The sequence below is a fragment of the Kribbella albertanoniae genome, assembly GCF_004348455.1.
Taxonomy (GTDB): Bacteria; Actinomycetota; Actinomycetes; order Propionibacteriales; family Kribbellaceae; genus Kribbella; species Kribbella albertanoniae.
In genome coordinates, this window is record NZ_SMKA01000063.1 from 1 (window position 1) to 23,040 (window position 23,040).

Annotated in this window: 14 protein-coding genes; 10 read left to right on the top strand and 4 right to left on the bottom strand. The window is 66.1% G+C overall.

Annotation, left to right across the window (positions count from 1 at the left end; all coding sequences use genetic code 11):
• Positions 1-4: 4 nt before the first annotated feature.
• Positions 5-1,036 carry a LacI family DNA-binding transcriptional regulator gene (locus E1261_RS16260; RefSeq protein WP_132407489.1) on the bottom strand — a complete coding sequence of 344 codons (1,032 nt, stop codon included), beginning with the start codon at positions 1,034-1,036 and terminating at the stop codon, positions 5-7.
• Positions 1,037-1,196: 160 nt separating this feature from the next.
• Between E1261_RS16260 and E1261_RS16265 the strand changes: the two genes are divergently transcribed.
• A complete protein-coding gene (locus E1261_RS16265) occupies positions 1,197-2,507 on the top strand; it encodes a jacalin-like lectin (protein ID WP_132407491.1) in 1,311 nt (436 codons plus the stop codon).
• 46 nt (positions 2,508-2,553) lie between these two features.
• Positions 2,554-4,029 carry a glycoside hydrolase gene (locus E1261_RS16270; RefSeq protein WP_132407493.1) on the top strand — a complete coding sequence of 492 codons (1,476 nt, stop codon included), beginning with the start codon at positions 2,554-2,556 and terminating at the stop codon, positions 4,027-4,029.
• A 6-nt stretch (positions 4,030-4,035) separates the two neighbouring features.
• On the opposite strand, the gene E1261_RS16275 is transcribed toward E1261_RS16270, so the two are convergent.
• Both E1261_RS16275 and E1261_RS16280 read right to left on the bottom strand, forming a co-directional pair.
• Entirely contained in the window at positions 4,036-4,908 is an 873-nt protein-coding gene (locus E1261_RS16275; RefSeq protein WP_132407495.1) for an SGNH/GDSL hydrolase family protein, read from the bottom strand.
• A gap of 10 nt (positions 4,909-4,918) precedes the next feature.
• Positions 4,919-8,698: a rhamnogalacturonan lyase family protein gene (locus E1261_RS16280; RefSeq protein WP_202874740.1), complete on the bottom strand. Its 3,780-nt coding sequence runs from the start codon at positions 8,696-8,698 to the stop codon at positions 4,919-4,921.
• A 273-nt stretch (positions 8,699-8,971) separates the two neighbouring features.
• Between E1261_RS16280 and E1261_RS16285 the strand changes: the two genes are divergently transcribed.
• From E1261_RS16285 to E1261_RS16320, 8 genes are all read left to right on the top strand, one after another.
• The gene (locus E1261_RS16285) at positions 8,972-9,982 is read left to right on the top strand and encodes a LacI family DNA-binding transcriptional regulator (RefSeq protein WP_132407499.1); all 1,011 of its coding nucleotides are present in this window, start codon (positions 8,972-8,974) and stop codon (positions 9,980-9,982) included.
• On the top strand, positions 9,979-10,611 hold the full coding sequence (locus E1261_RS16290; RefSeq protein WP_132407501.1) for a DUF1961 family protein: 633 nt from the start codon (positions 9,979-9,981) through the stop codon (positions 10,609-10,611). The genes E1261_RS16285 and E1261_RS16290 overlap by 4 nt, the downstream gene beginning before the upstream one ends.
• A gap of 137 nt (positions 10,612-10,748) precedes the next feature.
• Entirely contained in the window at positions 10,749-11,378 is a 630-nt protein-coding gene (locus tag E1261_RS16295) for a YesL family protein (RefSeq protein ID WP_132407503.1), read from the top strand.
• Entirely contained in the window at positions 11,375-12,913 is a 1,539-nt protein-coding gene (locus E1261_RS16300) for an extracellular solute-binding protein (protein WP_132407505.1), read from the top strand. Before E1261_RS16295 ends, E1261_RS16300 begins: the two co-directional genes overlap by 4 nt.
• Positions 12,914-12,916: 3 nt before the next feature.
• Positions 12,917-13,909, top strand: a complete 993-nt coding sequence (locus E1261_RS16305) for an ABC transporter permease (RefSeq protein WP_132407507.1) — start codon at positions 12,917-12,919, stop codon at positions 13,907-13,909.
• Positions 13,910-13,922: 13 nt separating this feature from the next.
• Positions 13,923-14,819, top strand: coding sequence for a carbohydrate ABC transporter permease (locus E1261_RS16310; protein WP_132407509.1), 897 nt, complete (start codon positions 13,923-13,925; stop codon positions 14,817-14,819).
• Positions 14,816-17,398: an exo-rhamnogalacturonan lyase family protein gene (locus tag E1261_RS16315; protein WP_132407511.1), complete on the top strand. Its 2,583-nt coding sequence runs from the start codon at positions 14,816-14,818 to the stop codon at positions 17,396-17,398. The genes E1261_RS16310 and E1261_RS16315 overlap by 4 nt, the downstream gene beginning before the upstream one ends.
• Entirely contained in the window at positions 17,371-20,064 is a 2,694-nt protein-coding gene (locus tag E1261_RS16320) for an exo-rhamnogalacturonan lyase family protein (RefSeq protein ID WP_132407513.1), read from the top strand. The genes E1261_RS16315 and E1261_RS16320 overlap by 28 nt, the downstream gene beginning before the upstream one ends.
• Here the strand turns inward: E1261_RS16320 and E1261_RS16325 are convergent.
• Positions 20,011-22,944 (bottom strand): family 43 glycosylhydrolase, encoded by a 2,934-nt coding sequence (locus E1261_RS16325; RefSeq protein ID WP_202874741.1) that lies wholly within the window; start codon positions 22,942-22,944, stop codon positions 20,011-20,013. The genes E1261_RS16320 and E1261_RS16325 overlap by 54 nt on opposite strands.
• Between the last annotated feature and the right edge of the window lie 96 nt (positions 22,945-23,040).

A 23,040-nucleotide genomic window follows, 5' to 3' on the forward strand; every position in this document is an offset into this window, starting at 1 on the left:
GGGGTCAGGCTGAGTCTCGGATTACTAGTTCGGTGGGGAGGATTACTGTGGCTGGGCCGTCGCCTTCGATTTGGGCTAGTAGTTGGCGGACCATCATGTCGCTGATGCGTTGCCATGGTTGCCGCATGGTGGTCAGGGTGGGGATCGTTGCGGTGGCGACCGAGGAGTCGTCGAAGCCGCCGACGGCGATGTCGTCGGGGACTGTGCGACCGGCGCGTTCGATTGCGCGGAGGGCTCCTTCCGCCATGAGGTCTGAGGCGACGAATACGGCGTCGAGGTCCGGGGCACGGGTGAGCAGGTCCCGCATGCACGACTCCCCGCTTGCGCGGCTGTAGTCACCGGTTGCGACCAGGCGCTTGTCGAAGCGGATCTTGCGCTCGGTGAGCACGTCGCGGTAGCCCTGCAAGCGGTCGGATCCGCCGGGTCCGTCGGACGGGCCGGCGATGGTTGCGATGCGTTTGCGGCCAGCGTCGACCAGGTACCGCATCATCGTCCGTGCGCCTTCGCGGTCGTCGGCGACAACGTAGGAGATGGATCCGCTCTGGTCCTGGGGTTTGCCGCAGCAGACGAACGGCAGGCCGGCCTGCTGCAGCAGGTCGATCATCGGCGTCCCGCGGTTCGAGTTGAACAGCAGCGCGCCGTCGACCTGATGGGCCGAGAGGTAGGGAGCGATCCGGCGGCGCTCTGCCTCGGTGCCGGCCGCGATCAGGACGAGCGGGACGTCGTGCTCGGCGAGGGCAGTCGTGCAGCCACGCAGCAGGGTGGCCAGGTTGGGATCCTGGAACAGCCGCTCGTGCGCCTCCGACAGCAGGAACGCGACCGAGCCGGCTCGCCGGGTCACCAGGCTCCGGGCTGCCCGGTTCACCACGTAGCCAAGCTTGCGGATGGCGGCGTCGACCGCGCGGTGGCTCGCCGGACTGACGTTGTGCCCACCTTGCAGAACGCGGGACACCGTGCCACGCGAGACCCCCGCCTGGGCGGCGACGTCGTGGATCGTCGGTGGGCGCTTGTTCTGTTTTGGCACGGTGTCGGTCATAGGTCCTCAGCGGCGACAGATGGTGGCCAAACTCTACGCCCGGACCACGACCTGACGGCGCAACGTAGCGTTCACTGGTTCGCCATTGTGCTGACAAGGGTCGAAAGTTAGCGTTAACACTTCCGCCCTTCCATGCAGTGTGAGCACAGGGGAACCTCTGATGCGCAGATCGCTCCTGGCCGTCCTGACGGCCGTCCTTCTGAGTGCCGGCAGCTTGACGACCACGGCCCCCGAGGCCCAGGCCGCGGTGAACTCGTTCTCCGTCCTGACGTACAACGTGGCCGGGTTGCCCGACGGGATCTCGTCGGGTGATCCGGAGAAGAACACACCCCTGATCAGTCCCCGGCTGGCCGAGTACGACGTGGTCACCGTGCAAGAGGACTTCAACTATCACGCCGCGCTCTACGCCGGCGACAACCATCCCTACCGTACGGCGACCAGCGGCGGAGTGCCGTTCGGCGACGGCCTGAACACCTTGTCCCGCTTCCCGTTCGACGACTTCGACCGGACCAAGTGGTCGAAGTGCAACGGCACGGACTGCCTGACCCCCAAGGGATTCAGCCTCAACCGGATCCGGCTCGCCGAAGGCGTGTACGTCGATCTCTACAACCTGCACCCCAACGCCGGAGTCGAGCCCGCCGACCTCACCGCCCGCCGCGCCAACATCACCCAGCTCACCCAGTACATCGCCGCCAACTCGGCCGGGAACGCGGTGATCGTGATGGGTGACACCAACACTCGCTACACCAGGACCGAGGACAACATCCGCGAACTCGTCACCGGCGCCGGCCTCACCGACGCCTGGGTCCAGCTGATCCGCGGCGGCCAGGCTCCGCCCCTCGGCAGCCCTGCACTGGTCTGCGATCCCAATGCGGTGACCAACTCCTGCGAGGTGGTCGACAAGGTCCTCTACCGCGGCAACAGGTTCATCAACCTCACCGCAACCCAGTACAACAACGAGAACCAGAAGTTCCTCGACAGCGCCGGCAAGCCGTTGTCGGACCACTACCCGCACCTGGTCCGCTTCAACTGGTCCCTCAACGACCAGCTCCGGATGAGCGACCAGTACGGCGGCCCGCACGGCACTCCGTTCACCGACGTCGACCGGATCGCGGGCAGCACCGGCGTACGATCCGTCCGCCTGAGCGGCGCTGCACGCCTCGACCGGGTCGGCCTGACGTTGTCCAACGGCACCGTCCTGACCCACGGCGGCACCGGCGGAACCCAGACCGAACTAACCCTCGCGCCGAACGAACGCATCGTCCGGATCACCTTGTCCCAAGGCAAATACAACCAGCGGACCAGACTCTTCTCAGCCGCCATCACCACCAGCACCGGCCGCACCTTGTCCGCCGGCACCCCGACCGCCGACACCGTCACCTACACCGCCCCGACCGGCTGGCAGATCATCGGCTTCACCGGCAGAGCAGGCGATGGAATCGACAAACTCGGCGTCATCTACCAACCCTGAATTTACCGACCCTGACCACCACCGCCCCCAGCTAGGAGACCGCCCCATGGACTCACCCGTGAACATCCACCGCCGTACGCTGCTCGCCGCGGCCGGCGTCACCGCCGCAAGCGCCGTACTCAGTACTGGTACGGCGCGCGCCGACGCGACCGTCCGTGTCGATCCTGCCGCTGATCAGGGTGCCTGGGAGGGCTGGGGCACCTCCTTGGCGTGGTGGGCCAACGTGTTCGGCGACCGGGATGACTTCGCCGATCTGTTCTTCACCACGAAGACCGTGAGCTACAACGGCGCCTCGCTGCCCGGCCTCGGGATGAACATCGCCCGCTACAACCTCGGTGCGTGCAGCTGGAACGCGGTCGGCAGCGAGCGGATGGTTGCCTCACCCAACATCCCGAGGTTCAAGCAGATCGAGGGCTTCTGGCAGGACTGGGGAAACGAGGACCCGGCATCCGCAGCCTGGAACTGGAACGCCGACGCCAAGCAGCGCGCGATGCTGACCAAGGCGACCCAGCGCGGCGCGATCAGCGAGCTGTTCGCCAACTCGCCGATGTGGTGGATGTGCTCGAACCACAACCCGTCCGGCGCCGCGGACGGCGGCAACAATCTCCAGTCCTGGAACCACCGCCAGCACGCGCTACACCTCGCCGCGACCGCTCGCCGCGCCCGCGACCAGTGGGGTGTGAACTTCCGAACCGTTGACGCGTTCAACGAGCCGTCGTCCAACTGGTGGAAGGCCGACGGCGGCCAGGAAGGCTGCCACATCGACGCCACGACCCAGCGCAGCGTCATCAGCAACCTGCGCACCGAACTCGACCGGGTCGGCCTCAGCGGCGTGGCAATCTCGGCCTCCGACGAGACGAACTACGACCTTGCCCGTACGACGTGGAGCAGCTTCGACTCGGCCACCAAGGACCGCGTCCGGCAGGTCAACGTGCATGGCTACCAGGGGCTGAGCGGTCGGCGCGACCTGCTGGGCAACGAAGTACGGGCCTCAGGCAAGATTCTCTGGAACTCCGAGCACGGCGACTCGGACGGCAGCGGCATGATGACCGCCCGCTGCCTGCTGATGGACTTCCGGTGGCTCAAGCCGACCGCGTGGTGCTACTGGCAGGTGATGGACCCGACCGCCGGCTGGGGCTTGCTCCGGTACGACGGCAACGCGGGCCAGGCGGGTGCGGTCGAGACCAAGCTGTACGTCGTCGCCCAGTTCACCCGGCACATCCGCCCTGGTATGCGGATCATCAACACCGGTGTCGACTACGCGGTAGCGGCCCATGACGCGGCGGCGCGACGCCTGGTGATCGTTGCCGCGAACAACGGAGCCGCGCAGAACCTCACGTTCGACCTGTCGCCGTTCGGCACGGTGCCGAACGGCACGGCCACTCGCTGGTCCACACTGACGTCAGGCTCTGGCGACCGGTACACGCGTCGCCAGGACCTGACGGTCAGCGGGGAGGTTGTGCAGGTGCCCTTCGCAGCGGGCGCCGTACAGACGATCCAGATCGACGGCGTCGTGCGATGAGCCGTTCTACCTCAGGTACGCCGACAGCGGGATCTGCTGGTCACGCACCGCCTTCGTGACCACGCCCGCGATCTGACGAGCACCGGCGGCTTCGAAATGGGTGTGGTCGTTGCAGAAGAACGCACCGACCGGTCCCGATCCCCAGTCGCCGTTGTTCGGGCAGAACTTCAGGGTGTTGTACAGCGTGTAGCTCAAGCGGTGCAGGTCGATGACCGGTACCTGGTTGGCAGTCGCGGCAGCGTTCGTCTCGCTGATGAACCCGCGGGTGCCAACCGCCGTACTGCCCGAGCACCTGATCGCAGAGACCGGGGTCATGAAGACAGGCTTCGCGCCCCGGGCCTTGGCCGCGGCAGCCATCACGCCGAGAAGCTCGCGGTAGCGCGCCGAACCTACATGCCGAGGGCAATTGGGATCACCGTCGTTGATCCCGAACTGGATCAGCAGATAGTCGCCGGCCTTCATCCCGGTCGTCGAGTTGAGCATCGCCTGCCAGCGCGATGAATACGTGTTCGAACTGAGGATGCACTCACCGGCCGAGTTCTTCGTACCGGTGACGTTGCCCTCGTACAGCCAGGTCTGGATGCTGCGTCCGCCGACGGCGCTGTTCCGCACCGTCACGTTGGTGTTGAAGTAGGGGGCGACCTGAGACCCCCACCCGGCCGGACACACCGCGCCGCCCGACGGCGCTGCCATCGTGGAGTCGCCGGCGAGCCAGACGGTAATGGGAGCTTGCGCCGCCGGAGCGGCCGACGCCGTGGTGGGTGATGACGCACAGCCGTTGGCGACCGTAGGTGTCGCCGCACTAGCGGTGACGGTCGAGAAGACGATGGTCGCGCTGGTCAGCAGCGCAGTACGGACGAGGACTGATCGAAGATTCATCGCGCACTCCTTAGATGTAGTCGTCGAGGACGGCGGTCAGGCGCTGCGCGATCTTCACGTGCCCTGCGTCGGTCGGATGGACGTTGTCATGGGTGTCCGCCGTGGTGATCCATCCGGTGGTGTCGACGAAGCGGACCCTGGTGTCCCCGGCAGAGGTCCGGGCCGCGACGGCGTTACGGGTCTCCGGCAGGTAGCGGTTGCGGAAGGTGCCCATCGCGAAGATCTGCGCGTTCGGGTAGGCCCGTCGGACGCGCTCGAGCATCACCACGTAGTTCTGCTGGAACGTCGGCCCCGAAACACTATGGCCGACATCGTTGGTGCCAAGGTTGATCACGACCCCAGCGGCCTGGTACGTCGAGAAGTTCCAGTCGTCGGTGGTCGCCGTGTTCGAGGATCGGCGGAACCAGTCGACCATTCCGTAGCAGTCCTGGGCGACCAGGCAGGCACCACCTTGCGCGACCTGGGTGTGACCGGCCTTCAGCGCTTCACCGGTAAGCCATGGGTACGACGTGAACGGGCGGTTGCCGTTCGGCTGGCCGACCGTGATCGAGTCGCCGATGAACTCGACGAGCTTCGCCGGTCGGCTGGTCGCAGCAGTCCCTCCGCCGCTCGCGAGGAGGAAACCGCCGAAGACCGGATCACCGGTGTACGAACCCGCCCGCTCCCGATAACCGACCCGGATCTTGTGGGTGCCGCTCGACAGACCGGTGGCGAGAGTGACGTTGCCGGAGACATTGCGTCGCCACTGCAGCGGCTTCCCGTCGACCGAGTAGTACAGGTCGATCGCGTTGCGCTGGCGGACGCCGATGGAGCTTCCGGTGAAGTTCGTCTCGACATAGCCGCCGGCCCAGCCCATCCAGTACCACGACGTGTTCGACCGGTTCCAGCGGCCGTAGTACTGGATGTTCGAGTCGTTCGGCAGTCCGTTGCCAGCCAGCATCGGAGCATCGGCGGCGACGGGCGTGCTGCTGATCGCGAAGCTCGGGTGCGGCGGCTGGTTGTAGCCGGTGTTCTGCCACGCCACGGCCACCCGGTACTGCCGGTCCTGCATCAGCGACGGCCGGGTGATCGACGTACTGTCCGTCGTCGAGTAGATCCGCAGCGCCCGGTTGTCCGACGTCCGCCAGATCACTTCCTCCCGCCAGTCACCAAGAATGTCGGCCGACAGTGCCGGCGTCGACTTCGTCCCGTTGTTGGAGACAACCCCGGAGCCGGTCAGCAGGCGAGTGTCACCGCCGGTGCCGTACTTGTCGATGTTGGTGCCGTCGAGCAACTCACGCTGCGCGTCACCGTCCCACCAGACCACGAAGTTGATCGACCCCGGCTTGCGGGCCGCGACCTGGTTGCCGTTGGTACCGCTCCGCAGACCGCTGACTGCCGACGACCAGGCTTCCGCCCCGGGGTTACCCGCCCAGATGTCCGCGGCGACTCCTCGGCCGTTGTCACAGCCGCACGACGGAGCACTCCAGATGATCTGACCGGTCCGCGCGTCACCCATCCAATGCGCCACTTCGCTGGTCCACTCCGACGGCTTGAACACCTCAAGTCCTGGGCGGGAGGGGATGAAGTCGCTGACGTGGTAGGCGTCGCCGTGATGCGTGCCGTTCTGCCACAGGCCACGGCCGTTGTCGTCGATCGCCATCGACCCGTACATGACCTCGTCACGTCCGTCGGCATCGACATCGGCAATGGAGAGGTTGTGATTCCCCTTCCCGGTCCACGCGCTGCCGGCGCTGTTGGAGTCGAAGATCCAGCGCTGCGTCAAAGCGCCGTTGCGGAAGTCCCACGCGCTGATGACGGAACGCGTGTAGTAGCCACGCGCCATGATGATGCTGGGACGCGAGCCGTCCAGATACGCCGTACCGGCTAGGAAGCGGTCGACCCGGTTGCCGTAGTTGTCGCCCCAGGACGACACCGTGCCGCGCGGCGGCTGGTAGTTGGCAGTTGCCAGTACGGCGCCGTCGGTGCCGCGGAACACGGACAGGAACTCGGGTCCAGTGAGGATGTAGCCGCTGGAGTTGCGGTGGTCGGCACTGGCACTCCCGATGACCTGGCCGGTCCCGGACCGGGTGCCGTCGGCGGTCTTCACGGCGAGCTCGGCGCGGCCGTCGCCGTCGTAGTCGAACACCTGGAACTGCGTGTAGTGCGCGCCGGCCCGGATGTTGCGGCCGAGGTCGATCCGCCACAACCTCGTCCCGTTCAGCTTGTAGGCATCGAGGTAGACGTTGCCGGTGTAGCCGGCGTGCGCATTGTCGTGAACGTTGGTCGGATCCCACTTGACGACGATCTCGTACTGCCCGTCACCGTCCAGGTCACCGACGCTGGTGTCGTTGGCGGTATAGGTGTAGGCCTCACCGGAAGGCGTCGTACCACCCGGCGGGATCTGCAGCGGAACGTCTCGGCTGCTCGCCTCCGCACCGTTGACACTGTCCAACGTCAGCGAGTCCTCAGCAGCGAACTTCGCCTGCCGCTCGACCCCATCGGTAACAGCCCGTACGACGTACTTCGCGCCGGCCGGTCCCTCCGCGTCCACGAAACTCGTCGGGCCACTGACCGGCGCGGAGTTCACCTTGGTGCCGTCGCGGTAGACGTTGTAGGTAACACCCTGCGGGTCGTCCGCGAGCAACCGCCAGCTGACACGGTTCCCCTTCGCCGTGTGCACACTGATCACACCGCGGTCGAGCGTCTCGGTCTGAGCCATCTGGGAAGGCTGGGAAGGCACCGAGGCGTCAGTCTCCGCCAAAGCGCCGGCCTTCAGGAAGGTCGTCAGCGAGAGGTTGCGCTCACGGATCCCCTGGACGACGAGCTCCGCCATCTGCGTCGCGCCGTACACCGAGAAGTGCGTGTTGTCGTTGTTCTCTCTGGTGAGGAACAGCTGCTGCGACGCCGTCGGCCCGAGCGACTCGACCAACGCCTTGCTCTTGGCGGTCAGGTCGATCACCGGAACGTTCGCGCTCTGACCGAGCGCCCGGATCATCGCGGGCAGGTCCACGCCACGACCGTTGATGTGCAACGCGGTCGGAGTGAGCGAGTTGCCGCTGAACAGCCGTCGGACCGGCGGGGTCATCAGCACCGGCTTGCCGCCACGCTCGCGAACGCCGTTGACCAGCTTCGTGAGGTTGTCGCGGAACGCCGTCGCGGTGGTGTCCTTGTCGTTGTGGCCGAACTGGATGAAGACCAGATCGTTGCTCTTGATCAGCGGCTTCATCTTGGGGAACAACGCGGCGTTCGCGAGGAAGCTACCGGAGCTCTCGCCGGAGTCCCCGTAGTTCGCGACGACGGCACCGTTGCGGACGCGCGTGGGCAGCAACTGCCCCCATCCGGCGTACGGCGCTCCTGGCTGATCGCAGACGGTCGAGTCACCGGCGAGGTAGGCAACCAGCGGCGCCGAGGCCGGCTTGACGGTCAGCGCGCCGATCGCCGGCGCACTCCCGTCGAACGTGATGCTCAGGCCCGCGGTACCCGTTCCGCCCTGGCCCGTCGGCTGCCCTTCGGGGATGCGAACGTTGACCGTGGCGGTACTGCGGATCACCTGACCCGCGCGGGTGGAGACGACCGGCAGCACCTGCCTGCGGGTCTCCACCGACATGCCGGTGGTGGCAGCCTTGGTCGTGCTGCCGAGGTCGACCGTGACGTCATAGTTGCCAGGAGCAACGTCGAAATGGCACTGGATCGGCGCGGTTCCCGAGCAACCCGCGGGCAATGCCGACGGTTGTGCGGTGGCCGGTAACGGGCTCAGCGAAGCAAAGGTCAGTGCCGAGGCAATGAGCACTTTTCGGAGGCTGGACATGGGGCGGTACCTCTTCCTCATTGGGCGAAGGAAAAGCTGACGGCGCGGTCCGGCAGGGGATGAGAGGCGGGCGCGGAATCGGCGACTGTGAGCGCGAACACACTCCGGAATCGCTCGATCACCATGATGAAAGCGCATGTTCAGGACCCTGACAAGACCTGGTCACGAAACATGTGAGCGTGAACAGTTCGCGCCGCCAGCCACACCAGGGCCTTCCGCAGACACCCTTGTAAACTGCGCGGACCACGGCACCGGTTGCCAGGACGGAGGACGATGGCGACGCCCAGCATCAAAGAAGTCGCCCAGCGGGCAGGCGTCTCGGTAGGGACCGTCAGCAACGTTCTGAACCGCCCCTGGATCGTTGCGGCGACCACCAGACAGCGCGTGCAGGACAGCATCCAGGCGCTCGGATTCGTCCGCAACGAAGCCGCTCGGCACCTCCGCGCCGGCCGCAGCCGGACCGTCGGGCTGATCGTCTTCGACGTCGCCAACCCGTTCTTCACCGCCATCGCCGAGGGCGCGGAGGCGCTCGCCTACGCGCACGACACGATGGTGATGCTCTGCAACAGCAAGACCGACCGGGTCCGCGAAGGTCACCACCTGGACCAGCTCGAGCAGCAGCGTGTCCTGGGCATCCTGATCACGCCGTTCGACAGCAACGATCCCCGGCTGACCGCGATGATCGCCCGCGGTACGCCGGTGGTCCTGGTCGACCGTACGGCGGAGAGCGGACTCTGCTCGGTGAGCGTCGACGACCAGCTCGGCGGACGGCTGGTCGGCGAGCATCTGATCGAGACCGGACATCGCCGGATTGCCTTCATCGGCGGCCCTTTCGGGGTGCAGCAGGTCGCCGACCGGATGGCCGGCATCACCGCCGTTGTCGAGCAGGTCGGCACCGTGAAACTGCAGTGCCATGAGGTCGACGTCATGGGCGTGACCGAGGGCCGGGTGATCGGCGAAAAGCTTGCCGCCCTGCCGGCGAGATCCCGGCCGACCGCCGCTTTCCTCGCCAACGACCTGCTGGCGCTGGGCTTCCTGCAGGCGATGGCCGCCGCCGGCCTGCGGGTACCCGAGGACATGGCCATCGTCGGGTACGACGACATCGACTTCGCGCGCGCGGCCGCCGTACCGCTGTCGTCGGTGCGGCAGCCTGCCGAGCTGCTCGGCCGATCGGCGATGGAGCTACTCCAGGAAGAGGTCGAGGCCGCCGACAGCCACCGGCATCGTCAGGTGATCTTCCAGCCCGACCTGATCGTCCGGGCCTCCAGTACCGTGCAGCGATGATCCTGTACGACAACCCGCTCGCCACGGCCGATGACCTGGCCGGCTTCCGGCTCGAGGGTGATGGCGCCGTCTCCTTCCCACTCGGCCGGCTGCGGCTCGAGAGCACCCGATCGGCCGACGAGGGCCAGGACGCGAACGTCGTACTCTGGTGTCCCGAGACCTTCCCGGCCGACATCGTGGTGGAGTGGGACTTCTGGCCGATTCACGAGCCAGGGTTGTGCATTCTGTTCTTCCACGCGGCGGGCCGGAACGGCGAGGATCTGTTCGACCTGGCGCCACGGACGGGACCGTACGAGCAGTACCACCACGGTGACCTCGACACGTACCACGTTTCGTACTTCCGGCGGCGCTGGCCCGGGGAGCGCGCATTCCACACCTGTAATCTGCGGAAGAGCCACGGTTTTCACCTGGTCGCGCAGGGCGCCGATCCGTTGCCATCGGTCGCGGATGCGCAAGGCCCGTACCGGCTGCGACTGTCGGTGCGGAGCGGTTTGATCACGTTCGCGATCAATGACCTGGTCAGCTTCGAGTGGTACGACGAGCAGCCGCTGACCGGCGGCAAACTCGGCCTGCGGCAGATGGCGCCGCTCATCGGCGAGTACGCGAACCTGCGCGTTTCGCGCGCCTGAGTACGCCTGCGGACAGGCCTCGACCGGTCCCTCGTCCAGTCACCGACAAGCGCTTTCCCAACCCTTGACATTGAGACGATTCAACCATACGGTCACATCACTTTTCGCCCGCAGAATGTATCGGCCAAGGAGTGACGATGAGAGGCACTGGTTGGTCGATCAAGCTGTATGACGTTGCAGATGAGGTGATCTGGGCGGTCCGGCTGAACTGCCTGTGGCTCGGCTTCACCCTGATCGGCGGTGTCGCACTGGGTATCGGTCCGGCTACTCTCGCGGCCTATTCCCTGGCTCGACGTCGGTCTTTCGGTGAATCGTTTCATATCTTCCCCGCCTTCCAGCAGGCGTTTCGGCGCGAGTTCCGTCGCGGCACCCTGGTGGGGCTGCCGGCGGTCGTCGCCGCGGTGCTGCTGGTCGGCAACTACCTGTACTTCGCCTCGCTCGGAGCGAGCGCATCACTCCCCCGCCTCGCCAGTCTGGGCGCGCTCGCCGTGCTCGGCGTGATCAGCGCGTACCTGCTGCCGATGGCGGTGCACTTCGACCTCCGCACCCGCGAGTTGTTGCCCAAGGCATCGTTGATCGCCCTGGCCCGGCCGGCGTCGTCGGCGGTACTGCTCTTCGTCGCGCTCTGCATCGGCTACGTCTCGGCGAAGTTCCCGGTGCTCGGAATCCTGCTGGCCGGCGGTGCCTGGATCCAGCTGAACACGTGGCTCTGCCTGCGCTTCTTCGCCGAGAACGAGGCGCGTCTGCATCTGAAAGGGACCTCATGACCATCATCTCCCGGGGAAGTGTCGCGCTGGCCGCGTCACTGACCCTGCTCGCCGTTGCCGGATGTTCCGGCGGCAGCGACGACAAGGGCCAGGCCACCGACGAGCTCACCGTGATGGCGCCGCTGTTCGGCACCGCACCCGATCCGGGTGGTGAGCTCCAGCAGGCGGTCGAGAAACTGATCGGCAAGAAGCTCAAGGTCACCTGGGTTCCGAACGCCGAGTACGGCGACAAGTCGAACGTCACGCTGGCCTCGGACAAGCTGCCCGATGTGATGGTGACGAACGAGAAGGGCTCGTCGTTCGTGAAGGCCGCCGAGGCCGGCGCGTTCTGGGACCTGACCGGCAAGCTCGACAAGTATCCGAACCTGAAGCCTGCCAACGAGCAGATCGCCAAGAACTCGACGACCAACGGCAAGACCTACGGCATCTACCGGGTCCGGCCGCTGCTGCGCTCCGGCATCGTGATCCGCAAGGACTGGCTGGCCAAGGTCGGTCTGAAGGAGCCGCGCACGGTCGACGAGCTGCGGGCGGTCGCGAAGGCGTTCACCGAGCAGGACCCGGACGGTAACGGCAAGAAGGACACCTACGGCCTGATCATCCCGAAGTGGCCCGGTGGCTACAGCAGTGCCAGCCCGTACGACGTGATCGAGACCTGGTTCGGCGCTCCCAACGCGTGGGGTGAGCGCGACGGCAAGCTCGTCCCCGGCTTCGACACCCCGGAGTTCCTGGCCGCGAACAAGTGGCTGCGGGGCTGGGTGCAGGAAGGCCTGGTCAACCCCGACTTCGCCACCCTGGACACCGGCAACTGGAACAACCCGTTCGTGCAGGGCAAGGGCGGCATGATCATCGACGTCAACGTCCGCGCCACCCAGTTGCTCGACCTGTTCAAGGAGAAGAGCCCGAAGGACTTCGACAAGGTCACCCTGGTCGGCAACCTGGAGCGCTCGGACGGCAAGAAGTTCTCCTACCCGTTCACCGGTTACAACATGGTGATGGCGATCTCCAAGCAGCGGATCCGGACCGAGGAGCAGCTCGACCAGGTCCTGCAGACGCTGGACAAGCTGCAGTCCAAGGAGGGCTCGGTCCTGCTCACCAACGGGATCGAGGGCCGCAACTTCAAGGTCGAGGGTGAGTTCGCCGTACCGATCAACCAGGACGACCCGAAGGTCAAGACGATCCAGAACGACGTGGACAAGGGCTTCATCCAGCTCGGCACCCGGGCCAGCGTCGGCATGGGCGCCTACCGGCTGAAGCCGGCCGACGAGGCCAGCCGCGCGATGCGCGACAAGTTCGACGTGCTGATGAACGAGGACCTCAAGACGGCCGTGTTCAACCCGGCGCAGGGTGTGCTCGCCCCGACCGCGACCGCCAAGAGCCAGACCCTGGACACGATCATTCCGGACGCCCGGATCAAGTACCTGTCCGGCGCGATCACCGAGGACCAGCTGAAGGAACAGATCAAGCGCTGGTACGACGCCGGTGGTACTCAGGTCGCCCAGGAGGTCAACGACCTGGTCGCCAAGGTCGGCGGCTGACCTGTGGCCACCGATCTGGTGCCCGAAGTTGCCCCGCCCGCCGCGAAGGTCTCGCGGCGGGCGCCGGCCCCGAAGCGCAGGCGCCGTACCAGGCCGTTGTGGCAGGACCTGCTTCGCTACCGCTGGCTGTACCTGCTTCTCCTGCCCGGCCTGGTGTACTTCCTGGTCTTCAAGTACCTGCCGATGTACGGCCTCTCCATCGCGTTCAAGGACTACGTGCCGTTCCTCGGCTACTCCGGTAGCGAGTGGGTCGGGCTGAAGCACTTCCAGGAGCTGTTCACCGGACCGGACTTCGGCCGGTTGATGGGCAACACGATGCTGCTGGCGCTGCTGACGATCGTCTTCGTCTTCCCGGCGCCGATCGTGGTCGCGCTGCTGCTGAACGAGCTGCGCGTCAACGTGGTCAAGCGGTCCGTTCAGTCGCTGATCTACATCCCGCACTTCCTGTCCTGGACGATCGTTGCCTCGCTCACCTATCTGTTGTTCTCGGTGGACTTCGGCGTGATCGCGAACTGGATCCACGGCCTGGTCGGTGGCCAGAAGACCGACTACGTGGCACAGGCCGACTGGTTCCGGCCGTTGATCGTGGCGCAGTTGCTGTGGAAGCAGACCGGGTGGGGCACGATCATCTACCTCGCCGCACTGGCCGGCGTCGACTCGCAGTTGTACGAGGCGGCCCGGGTGGACGGCGCCGGGCGGTGGCGGCAGTTCTGGCACATCACCCTGCCGTCGATCGCGCCGACAGTCGTGATCATGGCGATCCTGACGTCGGGCAACCTGCTGGACTCGGGCTTCGAGCAGATCTGGCTGATGACCACCTCACTCAACCGGGACGTCGCCGATGTGTTCGACACCTTCGTCTACTCGATCGGCATCACCCAGGGTGCGTTCAGCTACGCGACCGCGGTCGGACTGTTCAAAGGCCTGGTCGGTGTCGTGCTGATCTTCGGCTCGAACTTCCTGGCGAAGCGTCTCGGTCAGCGCGGATTGTTCTGAGAGGGACCGACAGATGCTGAACAAGAAGAAATCAGTCCGGTACTACGACTCGCTGGGCAGCCGCACATTCGACGTACTGAATGTCGTGCTGCTGGTAGGCCTCGGCATCATCACCGTGCTGCCGCTGGTCTACGTGCTGGCGGGGTCGTTCGCGACCGAGTCCGAGATCAGCTCGCGGCCGTTCTTCCTGTGGCCGGAGAAGTTCGTCACCGACACCTACCAGTACATCTTCTCCACCGACACGTTCGTCCGGGCGCTGCTGACCACGATCTGCGTGACCGCGGTCGGCACGATCGTCCAGCTGGCGCTCACGCTGACCATGGCCTATCCCCTGGCCAAGCGGGCCCTGCCCGGACGCGCGCTCGTGCTGAACCTGGTGATCTTCACGCTCGTGTTCAGCGGCGGCATGATCCCGACCTATCTCGTGGTGCGGGATCTTGGCCTGCTGAACAGCTACTGGGCGCTGATCCTGCCGCTGGCGATCAACCCGTTCTACCTGATCGTGGTGAAGAGCTTCTTCCAGGAGCTGCCCGAGGCGCTCGAGGAGGCCGCCCGGATCGACGGCTGCAACGAGCTGAACGTCTTCCTGCGGATCGTGCTGCCGCTGTCGAAACCGATCATCGCCACGTTCTCGCTGTTCTACGCGGTCGGGATCTGGAACGACTACATGTCGACACTGCTCTACATCGACGACAGCAAGAAGTGGACGCTGCAGATGATCGTCCGGCAGCTCACCGCGACCAACGCGGACTCGGCGAACGTCCTGCAGCAACTGGAGACCGTCACATTTCCCGAGCAGGGCCTGAAGTTCGCGGTGGTCGTCGTGGCAACCCTGCCGATCCTGCTGTTCTACCCGTTCTTGCAGAAGCACTTCGCGAAGGGCGTCCTGATCGGATCGGTGAAGGAATGACCACCGTGCACTGGCTAGAGACGCCGGCCAGGCAAGGCGTCACATGGGGTGTTCCCTGGCCACGTGGAACCGTTGCCGGCGGCACGCAGTTCGGGCTCGCCGACGGTACGCCGGTGCAGAGCTGGACGACCGCGACCTGGCCGGACGGATCGATCAAGTGGTCGGCCCACGCAATTGGGCCGGCCGAGCACCCGGCGTCGTCGTACGACATCGTCATCGGAGAGCCCGCCGTACCGGATGATCCTGTGCACGTAGAGGACATGGGCGCAGAGATCCGGGTGACGTCCGGGGCGGTCACGTGGGTGTTGCGCGCTCCGATGCTGATCGCGTCGATCGGCATCGAGGACCGCGAGATCGCGCGCGACGTCCGGCTTGTCAGTTTGCGCCAGGACGCACCGGACGAGGACGGGAGCAGGTACCGGCATCGGACGACGGCGACTGTGGACACGATCACCGTTGAGCAGTCCGGGCCGGTCCGGGCTGTGGTCAAGCTAGACGGCAAGCACGGTGACTGGTTGCCGTTCTCGGTTCGTCTCTACTTCTACGCCGGAGCGACCGACGTACGGATAGTGCACAGCTTCATCTGGGATGGCGATCCAGATCGGGACTTCCTGGCCGGGCTGGGCCTGAGCACGGATGTGGTGATGCGCGATCAGCCGCACGACCGGCACGTGCGCCTGGCCGGTCCGACCGGATTCCTCGCCGAGGCAGTCCGGGGACTCACCGGACTGCGCCGCGATCCGGGCGAGCAGGCGCGCCGGGAACAGGTCGCCGGCCGGCCGATCGAAGAGATCACGAACCCGGAGGTGTTCGGCCGCCTGCACCTCATCCCCCAGTGGAACGACTACACGCTCGACCAGAGCAGCGCCGACGGCTTCACCCTGCGCAAACGCACCGGCTCAGAGCATGCCTGGGTGACCATCCCCGCGGGGACGCGCGCGCCGGGATACGGGTACGTCGGCGGTGCCAGCGGCGGACTGGGATTCGGTCTACGCGATTTCTGGAGGCTCCATCCGACCAGACTCGACATCCGCAACGCGGCCACTGACCTCGCCACCGCGACCGTGTGGATGTGGTCGCCCAGTGCTCCGGCCATGGACGTCCGCTTCTGGCACGACGGCATGGACCAAGACAGTCATGCCGAGCAGCTCGAAGGCCTCGAGATCACCTACGAGGACTACGAACCGGGCTTCGGTAACGCCCACGGCGTCGCCCGAACCCACGAGCTAACGCTGCGGGTTCACGACAGCACCCCGACTACCGACGAGCTCGCGCAACACACCGCGCTGCTCGACTCCCCCGGCTTGCTGACGGTCTCCCCCAGCCGGATGCTGGAGGCCGGCGTCTTCGGCACCTGGAGTCTGCCGACGGCCGACCATCAGGACCTTGAAGCCAGGTTGAACTTCCTCTTCCAGTACTACGTCGGCCAGCGCGAGCAACGCCGGTGGTACGGGTTCTGGGACTACGGCGATGTCATGCACACCTACGACCGCGACCGGCACACCTGGCGGTACGACGTCGGTGGCTATGCCTGGGACAATTCGGAGCTCTCGCCGGATCTGTGGCTCTGGTACCAGTACCTGCGCACCGGCCGGGCCGACGTGTTCCGGTTCGCGGAGGCGATGACCCGGCACACCGGTGAGGTCGACGTCCATCATCTCGGCCGCTGGAAGGGTCTCGGATCACGGCACAACGTCCAGCACTGGGGTTGCAGCTGCAAGCAGCTCCGCATCTCCAGCGCGATCTACCGGCGGTTCTACTACTACCTCACCGCCGACGAGCGGACCGGCGACCTGCTGGACGAGCTGGCCACCGCCGAGGAGACCTTCCTGGCAGTGGATCCGCTGCGCAAGGTGCGTACCGACGTCTACACCCCTGACCCGCACGCGCTGTCGGTCGGGCTCGGCGTGGACTGGGGCGCCCTCGCGGCCAGCTGGCTCACCCGCTGGGAGCGGTACGGCGACGAACGCGCTCGCTCGCGGCTACTCGGCACCATGGCCGATATCGCCGTACTGCGCTACGGATTCCTGACCGGGAACGCCGCGCTCGATCTGTCGACCGGCCGCTTCGACACCAGTCGACGGAACATCTCGGTCTCCCACCTGTCCGCCGTCTTCGGACTCCCCGAGGTCTGCGCGGAACTCATCGACCTGGACCTCGACGTACCGGGGTTCGAGAAGGCCTGGCTCGACTACTGCCGGCTGTATCTGTTGCCGCCGGAGCAGCAGGCTGCCGAGGTCGGCGAGGCATTACAAGGCATCTCGCTCGTCCAGGCGCACAGCAGGCTCGCGGCTTATGCCGCAGCACGGACCGGTGATGTGGAGCTGGCGCGCCTGGCCTGGCGGACGTTCTTCGTCGACGAGGGTGACCAGCTCAACCGCAATGCCTTGCAGCGTGAGGCGGAGTGGCGGACCACGCCGGTGACCGGCGGGCTGATGCCGGTCGACGAGGCGCCTTTCGTCAGCACCAACGACGCGTCGCAGTACGCGCTCGCCGCAATTCAGAACCTGACTCTGATCCCCGAGCACCGACATGACAAAGGTGGACCGGTATGGAGATCTCCCGACGCACAGTCCTAGCGGGTATGGCCGCTGCCCCCGCCGCATCACTGCTCGATACTCCAGCCGCCGCGGCGACTGCGGTGGCCTCCGAGGTGAAGCTGACCTGGCTCGAGGGGAGGCCCGCCACGGCTGCAGTCACCAACTGGGGTACGCCGTGGCCGAAGGGCGCCGTACCGGCTGGCCAGTCGTTCGCACTCACGGCTCCCGACGGCAGCGCCGTACCGATGCAGAGCCGGCCGCTCGCCTATTGGCCCGACGGCTCGCTCAAGTGGAGTGCGCACGCCATCGCGGTGGACGCGCCTGCCGACTCGTACACCCTGGGTCCGGGTACGCCGGCTGCACCGGAGCGCCCGGTCACGGTGAAGGACGAGCGCCAGTACGTCGATGTCGACACCGGCGTGATCAGGGCCCGCATCCGCAAGCACGGGTCCGAGGTGATCAGCCAGATCTGGCGGGGCGACGTACTGATCGCCAAGCAGGGCAAGCTGATCAACCTCAAGCAGGAAAGGATTCCTGAGGACGAGGAGAGCGGCAGCGTCCGGGAACGCTACGAGAGCGACGTCACCCGCGTCACCGTCGAGCAGGCCGGGCCGGTCCGCGCAGTGGTGCGGGTCGAAGGCAGGCACAAGTCCCGCAAGGGCAAGACCTGGCTGCCGTTCTCGCTCCGGCTGTACTTCGCCGCCGGTGCCGAGAACGTCCGGATCGTCCACACGTTCGTCTACGACCGGGACGGTCAGAAGGACCACATCGCTGGGCTGGGCGTGCGATTCCGCGTGCCGCTGCGGGATCCGGCGTACGACCGGCACGTGCGCTTCGTCGGCGAAGGCCATGGCATGGTGGCCGAAGCGGTGAAGGGGATCACCGGGCTGCGTCGCGACCCGGGCGCCGTCGTCCGCGCGGCGCAGGTGGCCGGGACGAAGCTGCCGGATCCGTCGACCTGGGATCAGCGGGTCACCACACGACTGCAATACATCCCCGAGTGGGGTGACTACTCGCTGAGCCAGCTCACCGCCGATGGCTTCGCGGTGAAGAAGCGAACCAAGAAGGGTTGCGGCTGGATCCCTGTCGACCAAGGGCGTCGAGCGTCTGGGCTCGGGTACGTCGGCGGTGTCAGCGGCGGACTGGCGTTCGGGCTGCGCGACTTCTGGCAGCGGCATCCCACCCAGCTCGACATCCGGGATGCGGCGACTGAAGAAGCCGAGGTGACGGTGTGGCTGTGGTCGCCCGACGCCGGCCCGATGGACGCGCGGTTCTACCACGACGGCATGGGCCAGGACACCTATCCCAAGCAGCTCGAGGGCCTCAACATCACCTATGAGGACTACGAGCCGGAGTTCGGGACGCCGTACGGGATTGCCCGCACGTCGGAGCTCATGCTGTGGGCTGTGGCGGCGACACCGAGCGCGGCACGGTTCGGCGACCTGGCCGACCAACTCCGGACGCCGCCGCAGCTGATCAATCCCGTGGACCAGCTGATCTCGACGCGGGTCTTCGGCGGGATGATCAGTCCCGTCGACCGATCGGTCCCGGCGAAGAAGGCGATCGAGGATCATCTGGACTTCCTCTTCGACTACTACCGCGGCCAGGTCGAGTCGCGGCACTGGTACGGGTTCTGGGACTACGGCGATGTCATGCACTCGTTCGACGAGGACCGGTCGGTCTGGCGATACGACGTCGGCGGGTATGCGTGGGACAACTCGGAGCTCTCGCCGGACCTGTGGCTCTGGTACTCGTTCCTGCGGTCCGGTCGCGCCGACGTCTTCCGGTTCGCGGAGGCGATGACGCGGCACACCGGCGAGGTCGACGTCTACCACCTCGGCAAATGGGCCGGCCTCGGCACGCGCCACGGCGTACAACATTGGGCCGACAGCGCGAAACAGCAACGAATCAGTACGGCGATCTACCGGCGGTTCTACTACTACCTGACTGCCGACGAACGTACCGGTGATCTGCTGTCCGAGCTGGTCGATTCCGACCGGACCTTCCTGGTCCTGGATCCAATCCGCAAGATCCGGACCGAGCCGTACACACCGGATCCGCACGCACTGTCCATCGGGCTCGGGACGGACTGGAGCGGCCTGGCCGCCGCGTGGCTGACCGAGTGGGAGCGACAGGGGCCCAAGGCAACGACAGCCAAAGCGAAACTGCTCGGCACGATGGAGACCATCGCCGCGATGCCCAACGGCTTCGTCACCGGCGGCGGGCTGTACGACCTGGACACCGGCCGCTTCGCGCCCGTCGCCGAGAAGAAGGTGAGCGTCTCCCACCTGAGCGCGATGTTCGGTCTGGTGGAGATCTGCGCCGAGCTGATCGACCTGGTGGACATGCCGGCCTTCGAGGCCGCCTGGCTGCAGTACTGCCGGCTGTTCAACGGAACGCGCGCCGAGCAGACCGCCGAGTGCGGCGCGTACTTCGGCAACCTGATCCTCCGCCAAGGCCATGCCCGGCTCACGGCGTACGCCGCGGTGCGGTTGCAGCGCGACGACCTCGCGAACCGGGCCTGGAAGGAGTTCTACACCGGCGATGGCTACGGCCCGGCGCTTCCGTGGGCGGCCGAGAAGGTCGACTCCACTCTCAACCCGACCGAGGTTGCCAAGTGGGTGTCGACCAACGCGACCGCCCTCTACGGTCTAGCGGCCATTCAGTCCCTGGCCCTGGTCGGAGACCACATCGTGAATCCCTGATCCGGTCAGGGTCGGCTTGACCTTCGTCATCGTTCCGTCGGGGGCGAAGGTCAGCCGGTCGATGGTGGTCTCGCGGTGAGTGGCATCGCCGCCCGGCATACCGAAGCGGTGGTAGGCGACGTACCAGTTGTCGGTGCCGGGGACCTGGATGATCGAGTTGTGGCCGGTGCCGAGAATGCCCTGCGCCGGATCCTTCTCGAGGATCACGCCGCGGTAGGTCCAGGGTCCGTCGATGCTGGTCGACGTCGCGTAGCCGACGCGATAGTCGGGCGAACCGGTGTCGTCGATCGAGTACGTCAGGTGGTAGAGACCCTTGCGGTAGTTGACGAAAGCGCCCTCACGGAAGCTGGTCAGCCCACTGATCGGCTTCAGCGTCTCCGCCTTGATCGAGAGCATGTCGTCACTCAGCTCGGCGTACACGGGTGAGCCGTTGCCCCAGAACAGGAAGTACTTCCCGGTCTGCGGATCGCGGAACGCGGCCGGATCGATCGCCTGGCCGGACGTGACGGCCTCGTTGTTGAGGATCATCGCGGTCGGCTGTGCGGTGAACGGGCCCTCGGGACTGTCGGCTACTGCGACGCCGATCGTCTTCCGGTTGTACGTCGGGTTGTGGCCGGAGAAGTAGAAGTAGTACTTACCACCGCGCTCGATGATCGTTGGGGCCCACGCGTTACCCGTTGCCCAAGGCACGTTGCCGTTCGCACCGTCGAGAGTGAGGAACGGCTTCGCCGATCGCTGCCAGTCTCTGAGGTTCTTGGACTTCCAGACGTAAAAGTCCTTGCCGCCCCAGCCGGGGTAACCGTCGGTGGTCGGGTAGAGGTAGTAGGTGTCACCGAAGACGGCGATGTTCGGGTCGGCGTTGTAGCCCGGCAGGATCGGCGAGCGCATGACGACGGCCGTCACCTTCCAGGCGCGCATCGTTCGGTCCTTGGCCTTCACGATGAACGTCTTGGGTGACCTCAGATCAACATTGCCTTTGGGCGCGATCTTCGAGCCGGAGACCAGCGTGAAGTCCGGTACCAGCTTGCTGACATCTGTCCCCGGCACGACCGGCAAGGTGACGGTCGACGATGCGTCGTCGATGATCGCGGGAACCTTTAGGCTGGCCAGGTCGGCCCCGAGGATCGCGCGCGGATCGGCATCCCGGTCACGGACTTCGGCAGCCGACAGGGCCCGGTTGTAGATCCGGAAGTCGCGCACCTTGCCCTTGAGGTACTTGTCGGACGTGTACACGGAACGTCCGATGTAGTTGGCCGTCGTGCGACCGCCGCCGATGTCACCCGGGTCGATGGAGACACCGGTCTTCTGCCCGACCTGGACTCCGTCGAGATAGATCGTCGCGACCCCCTGTGGAGTGAGCGTGTAGGTGAGCGCCTTCCAGGCACCACGCGGTACGGCGCTCGACGACGACGCGGTCTGTTCGGTCGACCAGTTGCCGCTGGCAATCGACGTACGGTAGGCGTTGCCGGTGGTGAACAGATAGCCGTTGCCGATGTTGTTCGCGGTATTGCCCAGACCCCAGATGAAGTACGGCGTGGTCTGGCCGGCGTCGATCCAGACCCGGGTCGATACCGTTGTCGCGGTGAGCCCGGCCATCAGGTTGTCGGGCAGCTTCACGTGGCCGTTGGTACCGCCGAGGGTGAGGGCGCCGTCGGTCCAACTCGTGTCGCCGGCCACGGCGCCGTCGTACCCGTGTCCTGTCAGGTCTATTGCTTTGGTGCCGCTGGTTTGGTTCAGCGGGTAGTGCGCGACCAGTCCGTTCGCATCCGCCTTCACGGGGTCCGGCAGGACGATGCCGCTGCGTAGCCGGTCGAGCTCGGCCTGGGTGACCGGTAGCACCGTGCCGTGGCGGGGACTGGAGGGCAGCGAGTACTTCGTGGGGACCTTCCAGTTCGGCGCTTCGAGGTCGTCCGTACCGAGCGGGATGTAGCCGCGGCCGCCGTACTCATCGACGAACAGGTAGTACTTGGAGCCGGAGGTGTCGCCCGGATTGGCCTTGAAGACCGTCGGTCCTTCGACCGCCGAGGTCCCCGCATCCCGGCCGATACACGAGTCCTGCATCGCCCACTTGGGCTGACCCGGCAGGTCGACCGCGGTCAGCGACGACGACTTCTCCTGGATGATGTCCGAGCAACCGGTGCCGCCACCGCCCTCGTCCTTGGTGAAGCGGTAGTAGGTCCCGCTCTCCCTGATCACCGTCGAGTCGATGCGGGATTCGCCGCGGTCCTGCCAGACCTTCGGCGTACTGAACGTCCTGAAGTCGCTAGTCGTTGCGTAGAGCATCCGGTTGTACGTCGAACCCGTGTGGCCGGGGTCGTCCGCGGTGTACAGCTTCGATGCCCAGAACACGACGTACTGCTGGAGTTCCGTGTCCCAGTAGGCCTCGGGTGCCCAGGTGTTGCCGGCCGTTTCCGGTGACACGAGGACGTGCCGCTGCTCCGACCAATTCACCAGATCGGTCGACTCCCAGACCTCGAGATAGCGACTGCCGCGGCGCTGTGCGGCATCCCAGTCGCCGTTGCGGCCGATTGACAGATCGGTCGCGATCAGGAAGAACCGGTCTCCTTGTGGCGACCGGATCAGGAATGGATCGCGTAGCCCGAGCGTGCCCTTGGTGGACTCGAGCACGGGCTGGCCGTTGTTGAGTTCGTCCCACTTGAGCGCGGTGTTGCCACGGCTGGCCGCGAAGTAGATCTTCTCGCCCGCGACCGAGTTGCCGGTGAAGTAGCTGAACACATAACCCACGTACGGCGCCGCGGCCGGCTGGGCGGGGGCTCGGCCGGCGGCGTTGGTGGGTGTGACGGGCAGCAGGAACTGCCCACCGAGGAGAACGAGGAGTGCGATGGCTGCGTGGAGCGACGAGCGCATGCTGATCTTCACGAGACCTCACCAGGGTGTTAACGTTAACAGTCTGCGTACCTTGGCCGATCCTCCGCGGTCCGTCAAGGCCTCACGTCATCGCCGCGAAAGGGATCC